Raw genomic sequence first — 5,301 nt, 5'->3', positions numbered from 1 at the left:
AGGGGGCAGCGCAGAGCGGGGTGTCGGGTGCGCTGCGAGAGTCGGGACGTCACCGCCCGTGGAAGACCCGCATCGTCTCCTCCGGGTCGAGTACCGCGGCGGGATGCGGCCCGGCGGCCCGCCACGCATCGGCCCAGTCGGCCACGGCGGGGGAGGCGAGCGCCCCGCCCGCCAGCAGCACCATGTTCCCGTCGGCCGGGCGCTCCAGCAGGTTCGCGTCGGTGAGCGTCCACACCCCGGGCAGGCCTGCGCTCGCCGTCGCCTGCTCGAGCTCGCGCACCTGCGCGGTAAGGAAGCGCTGCCCCGCGTCATCACCCACGTTCACCAGCAGCATCCCCTCGGGTTCCAGGTGCTCCAGAGCCTCGGCGTAGAACTCGCACGTGGTCAGGTGCGCGGGGGATTCGGAGCCGGAGAAGACATCCAGCACGATCGCCTCGAAGCGTCGGCCCTCCAGCGCAGCGAGCTGCTCGCGCGCATCGCCGATCACGACCTCGAGGTCGGTGCCCTCCGGCAGAGGCAGCGCCGTGGTGACGAGGGTCGGCAGCTCCCGTTCGATCTCGATCACGAGCTGCGCCGAGCCCGGCCGTGTGGCCTGCACGTAGCGGGGGAGCGTCAGCGCTCCACCGCCCAGGTACGCCACGCGGATCGGCTGGCCCGCCGGCCAGCACACGTCCAGCACGGTCGCCATGCGGCGCAGGTACTCGTGGACCACGCGCGTGGGATCCTCGAGATCCACATGGGACTGCTCCACCCCGCCGATCTGCAGCACCCAGCCGCCCACGACCTCGTCCTTGACGATCCACGCGGCCTGATCGGAGAAGCTCAGCTGCGCGCTGCGCTGCGCGCCGGGCAGAAGGGCATCAGGGCTCATGGGATCAGTGTGCGCGATGGGCGGCTCAGGGCTGCGCAGGCTCGTGCGCCCGGGGTGGGAACAGCCGCCAGCTCATGGCGCGCCGGGCCGAGGGGCGGGGCGGCGTGTGCATCACACGCATCGGGGCGGGGCGACCCGCGAACCGCACGCCCTTCAGCGATTCCGCCGTTTTGTTCCAGCTGGTGGAACACAATGGCCGAAGCGGTGGAACAGAACGGCCGATGGGCGGGGCGGCGATGTCACGTCTGCGCCCGATGCCGCTCCCGTGGCTCGCGCGGTGCCGCGCTCGCGAGTTGCGCCCCGCGTGGTGTCACTCCCGCGGGCCGGGCGGTGTCACTCCCGCGGGCCGACGGTGACGCGCAGCGCGGCGTGGTCGCTGCCAAGGATCTGGTGGTACTCGGGCACGGGCCCCACCACGGAGTGCGAGACGAGTGCGTGGTCGATGCGCGCGAACGGCGGGATCATGCCGCCGGTCGGCCAGGTGGGGTGCCAGCGCAGCGCCCCAGTGTGCGGCCCGGCGAGGTCCCGGACCATGCCGTCGTCGGTCATCTCGCGCAGGATCGAGTGCTGGGCGATCGCGTTGTAGTCGCCGACGGCCACGAGGTGCTCGCCGGCGAACTGCGCGAGCATCTCCGCGACAGCTGCCCCGTCGTGCTCCCAGCGCGGCCCGCCCATCGTCGGCGGAGCGGTGTGGATCGCCGCAATATGCCAGGTCATACCGTCCACCTCGGTGCTCGCCACGAGGTTCTCGAACACGGTGCCCCGTGCGCGCGCCACCATCGCCAGCGGCGTGCGGGAGAGCAGCATCGACCCGGCCGCGGACTCCTCCGCCGTGCCCACCAGGTGCGGGAACTCCTCAAGCACCCCGGCGGCCTTGAGCTGCGCGGCGAAGGCCGGGGTGTACTCCTGGAAGGCGAGCACGTCCACGTCCTCCGTGATGAGGGCGCTGACCTCACTCACCTCGGCATTGCCATAGAGCACATTCGCGGAGAGCACCGTGAGCTCGGGGGAGCCGGGGGAGGGGCGGTCCGCATCCAGGGGCACGAGCGGCCAGGCCATCAGAGCGAGTGTCACGACCGTGACCGCGGCAGCGATCCAGCGCCACCTTCTGTGCAGCATGAGCGCGAGACCCGCGCATGCCACGAGCGCCGGGATCCACAGCCACGGGATGAACGTTGAGGCGGCGAGCGTCCACACGTTCAGCGCATGCGTCGCGGGCACCAGGCGGAAGGTGCCGAGCACGAGCACCCCCGTCCCGCCGAGGATGAGCAGCATCCAGCCGAGGCTCCTCAGCAGCAGCTTGCCGGTCATCGACTCCCCTTCCTGTGGTCGCTGGAATGATCATCGGACACCTCTGCCGTGCGGCGCAGCGCGGGCGCAGGGTCTCCACAGGATCTCGACCGGGCCCGCTCCCCGTGCGCGCACCAGGCTGCCCGGTCAGGCGGGCCGCGGGCTCCGACCGCGCGGGGCGCACGGGCCGCAGCGGTGCCGGCACCCCACCACATCGGCGCCGCTTCGCATCGGCGCCCTACTCCGTAACGTGCCCTCCCTCACAGTTCGCCCACCCGGGAATGAATCCGCCTGAACCAGAGTTGAGCCTGATGCACTCAAGAAGGGTGCCGCGGGGTTTGACACCTCAGGCCCGGCGTCCCTCTACTTGAGCCCGTACAACTCAGATCTTGCCGTCGGCCCCGGCGGCCGGCGGAGTCGCCCGGATGCCCCTCAGGGAGCGTCCCGGACGGCGCCCACCGAACCAGCTCGCGGCACATGCCGCGGAAAGGCAGGCAACTATGTCCCGTGTCGTCGGAATCGACCTCGGCACCACCAACTCGGCCGTCGCCGTCCTCGAGGGCGGTCAGCCCACCGTGATCGCCAACGCGGAGGGCTCGCGCACCACCCCGTCGGTCGTCGCCTTCTCCAAGCAGGGCGAGGTCCTCGTGGGTGAGGTCGCCAAGCGTCAGGCTGTCACCAACGTCGACCGCACCGTCTCCTCCGTCAAGCGCCACATGGGCACTGACTGGACCGTGGAGATCGACGACAAGAAGTACACCCCCCAGGAGATCTCCGCCCGCACCCTCGGCAAGCTCAAGAAGGATGCCGAGTCCTACCTGGGCGAGACCGTGACCGACGCGGTCATCACCGTGCCCGCATACTTCTCCGACTCCGAGCGTCAGGCCACCAAGGACGCCGGCACCGTCGCAGGCCTGAACGTCCTGCGCATCATCAACGAGCCCACCGCCGCGGCTCTCGCCTACGGCCTCGAGAAGGGCAAGGACGACGAGCAGATCCTCGTGTTCGACCTCGGCGGCGGCACCTTCGATGTGTCCCTGCTGGAGGTCTCCAAGGACGAGGACGGCGCCGCCATCCAGGTCCAGGCCACCGCGGGCGATAACCGCCTGGGCGGCGACGACTGGGACCAGAAGATCGTGGACTGGCTGATCTCCCAGGTGAAGAACAAGGACGGCGTGGATCTCTCCAAGGACCGCATCGCCCTGCAGCGCCTCAAGGAGGCCGCAGAGCAGGCCAAGAAGGAGCTGAGCTCCTCCACCTCCACCTCGATCTCCCTGCAGTACCTCTCCATGACGGAGAACGGCCCCCTGCACCTGGACGAGAAGCTCTCGCGCGCCCAGTTCGAGGACATGACCTCGGATCTGCTCGAGCGCACCAAGGCGCCCTTCCACCAGGTCATCAAGGACGCCGGGATCTCCGTCTCCGAGATCGACCACGTGGTGCTGGTGGGCGGCTCCACCCGTATGCCGGCCGTCTCGGAGCTGGTTAAGGAGCTCACCGGCGGCAAGGAGCCCAACAAGTCCGTGAACCCCGATGAGGTCGTGGCCGTGGGCGCTGCCCTGCAGGCCGCGGTGCTGAAGGGCGAGCGCAAGGACGTCCTGCTCATGGACGTCACCCCGCTCAGCCTCGGCATCGAGACCAAGGGCGGTGTGATGACCAAGCTCATCGAGCGCAACGCGGCCATCCCCACCAAGACCTCTGAGGTGTTCTCCACCGCTGAGGACAACCAGCCCTCCGTGGCGATCCAGGTGTTCCAGGGCGAGCGTCAGTTCACCCGGGACAACAAGATGCTGGGCACCTTTGAGCTGACGGGCATCGCCCCGGCCCCCCGTGGCATCCCGCAGATCGAGGTCACCTTCGACATCGACTCCAACGGCATCGTGCACGTGACCGCGAAGGACCGCGGCACCGGCAATGAGCAGTCCATCCAGATCACCGGTGGCTCGGCGCTGTCCGAGGAGGACATCGACCGCATGGTGAAGGACGCCGAGGCCCACGCCGCCGAGGATGAGGAGCGCCGCAAGAACGCCGACGCCCGCAACACTCTCGAGCAGCTCGTCTACCAGGGCGAGAAGCTGCTGAAGGACAACGCGGACAAGATCGGCGACGCGGAGAAGACCCCCGCCGAGGACGCCATCAAGGAGGCCAAGGAGCTTCTGGCCAAGGAGGACGCGGAGACCGCGGACCTCGAAGCCAAGCGCGACAGCCTCAACGAGGCTCTGCAGGCCGTGGGCACCGCGATCTACTCCCAGGCTCAGGCCGAGGGTGCCGACGGTGCCGCGGGCGAGCAGCCCGAGGGTGCGTCCACTGAGGACGATGACGTGGTCGACGCCGAGATCGTGGACGAGGACGAGGAGAACAAGTGATGAGCGAGAACCAGAGCACTCCCGACGACGCGCAGCGCCCTGAGGGCGAGCCGAGGTTCTCCTTCACCGACAAGCGGAAGGTGACCCCCGAGGGTGGCGCGAGCCGCCCCACGGGGGACACCCCCGCCCCGGACTCCCCAGCGGCCGACGGGCCGGCGGAGCAGGGTCAGCAGGCAGCGCAGGATCAGCCGATGGACCCGATCGACGCCGCCGCGGCCGAGCTGTTCGAGCAGGAGGCCCGCAAGGACGCCCCCGGCACGGAACAGCAGGGCACGGACCAGCAGGCCTCCGACGGCCAGGATGCCTCCGCCGCCCGCATCGCCGAGCTCGAGGCGGCCGTGGCCACCCTCACCGAGCAGCTCAAGCGGGAGCAGGCCGAGTACGTCAACTCCCGACGCCGCATCGAGGGCGCCGCGGAGGTCGCGAAGGAGGCCGCCGTGGCGCGGGTCCTCTCCTCGCTGATCGGCGTGCTCGATGACCTCGAGCTGGGCCGCCAGCACGGCGATATCGCCGAAGGCACACCGTTCCACGCGATCGCCCAGAAGCTCGAGGAGGTCCTCGCCTCCCACGGCATGACCCGCTACGGGAAGGTGGGGGAGGAGTTCGACCCCACCCGCCATGAGGCGCTCATGCACGAGGACGACGAGGACGCTGAGTCCCCCACCATCGCGGTGGTCATGCAGCCCGGCTACGTGATGAAGGACCGCGTCCTGCGGCCCGCTCGCGTAGGCACCCGCGGCCCGGCCTGACCAACGCCCCCACAGCGAGGCGGGG

At 70.0% G+C, this 5,301-nt stretch carries 4 protein-coding genes; 2 read left to right on the top strand and 2 right to left on the bottom strand.

What is annotated here, in order from left to right; genetic code table 11:
• Positions 1-49: 49 nt before the first annotated feature.
• Positions 50-871 carry a spermidine synthase gene (locus CJ197_RS09155; RefSeq protein WP_102236445.1) on the bottom strand — a complete coding sequence of 274 codons (822 nt, stop codon included), beginning with the start codon at positions 869-871 and terminating at the stop codon, positions 50-52.
• Between the two features lie 333 nt (positions 872-1,204).
• Entirely contained in the window at positions 1,205-2,182 is a 978-nt protein-coding gene (locus CJ197_RS09150) for an endonuclease/exonuclease/phosphatase family protein (RefSeq protein ID WP_102236444.1), read from the bottom strand.
• A gap of 479 nt (positions 2,183-2,661) precedes the next feature.
• Between CJ197_RS09150 and dnaK the strand changes: the two genes are divergently transcribed.
• Both dnaK and CJ197_RS09140 read left to right on the top strand, forming a co-directional pair.
• A complete protein-coding gene (gene dnaK, locus CJ197_RS09145; protein ID WP_102236443.1) occupies positions 2,662-4,527 on the top strand; it encodes a molecular chaperone DnaK in 1,866 nt (621 codons plus the stop codon).
• Positions 4,527-5,276, top strand: coding sequence for a nucleotide exchange factor GrpE (locus CJ197_RS09140; protein WP_102236442.1), 750 nt, complete (start codon positions 4,527-4,529; stop codon positions 5,274-5,276). The genes dnaK and CJ197_RS09140 overlap by 1 nt, the downstream gene beginning before the upstream one ends.
• Positions 5,277-5,301: the final 25 nt, after the last annotated feature.

This window comes from Brachybacterium sp. UMB0905, assembly GCF_002871795.1.
GTDB lineage: Bacteria > Actinomycetota > Actinomycetes > Actinomycetales > Dermabacteraceae > Brachybacterium.
This window is presented reverse-complemented; position numbering and strand designations above follow the sequence as displayed.